Origin of the sequence: Mycobacterium sp. NAZ190054 (assembly GCF_001545925.1) — a bacterium.
Taxonomy (GTDB): domain Bacteria; phylum Actinomycetota; class Actinomycetes; order Mycobacteriales; family Mycobacteriaceae; genus Mycobacterium.
On the sequence record NZ_LMVQ01000485.1, the window covers coordinates 1 to 957 of the forward strand.

Here is a 957-nt window from a genome sequence, read left to right on the forward strand (position 1 = left end):
AATCGCCGGGTGGGGGGCGGTGTCCCGCCGGTCACGGCCAGCGGCGAAGATGGACCCCAGCACCGACACCACGAGGGAGGGACGAGGCCAATGGCGGATTCATCGTTCGACGTCGTCAGCAAGGTCGATCGCCAGGAAGTCGACAACGCGCTCAATCAGGCCGCCAAGGAGCTGTCGACCCGCTTCGACTTCCGCGGCACCGACACCACCATCGCCTGGAAGGGCGAGGAGGCCATCGAGATCGTGTCCTCCACCGAGGAGCGGGTGAAGGCCGCTGTCGACGTGTTCAAGGAGAAGCTGGTCCGCCGCGACATCTCGATGAAGGCGTTCGACGCCGGCGAGCCGCAGGCCAGCGGTAAGACCTACAAGGTCAGCGGCACCCTCAAGCAGGGCATCTCCAGCGAGGACGCCAAGAAGATCACCAAGCTCATCCGCGACGAGGGCCCCAAGGGCGTCAAGGCGCAGATCCAGGGCGACGAGATCCGCGTCAGCTCGAAGAAGCGCGACGACCTGCAGGCCGTCATCGCGCTGCTCAAGGGCGCCGACCTCGACGTCGCGCTGCAGTTCGTCAACTACCGCTGACGAGCCGCGTCACGCAGGTCAGCGCAACACGCCGCTGATCCCGGCCGCGGTGCCGGCGTCGATCTCGTCGAACAGCCGCAGCAGCCGCCGGATCAACGCGGTGAACCCCGGCTCGAACTGCCGCAGCAGCGGCGGGAAGTGCGGGGCGATCGCGTGACCGGCGTCGGTGACCGTCCACCCCGACGCCCGTAACGCGTCCACCAACGCGGTCAGCCCGTCGCGCAGCTGGGTCAGCTGAGCGCCGCCGGCGGCCAGCGTCGCGTGCACCGCGGCCAGCCGCAGCCGCTGGATCGTCGGCGTCCGGTACCCGACGAGCGAGAACATCTGTTGGCGGGTCAGCGCCAGCTTCACCGCCCGTCCACCCGCGCGCCGCGC

1 protein-coding gene and 1 pseudogene are annotated in these 957 nt (G+C 69.3%); one reads left to right on the plus strand and one right to left on the minus strand.

What is annotated here, in order from left to right:
• The first annotated feature begins 90 nt into the window (after window positions 1–90).
• On the plus strand, window positions 91–582 hold the full coding sequence (locus ASJ79_RS24710) for a YajQ family cyclic di-GMP-binding protein (protein WP_067961201.1): 492 nt from the start codon (window positions 91–93) through the stop codon (window positions 580–582).
• An 18-nt stretch (window positions 583–600) separates the two neighbouring features.
• Here ASJ79_RS24710 and ASJ79_RS24715 read toward each other — a convergent pair.
• Window positions 601–957, minus strand: a pseudogene (locus tag ASJ79_RS24715) (hypothetical protein); the annotation flags it as partial.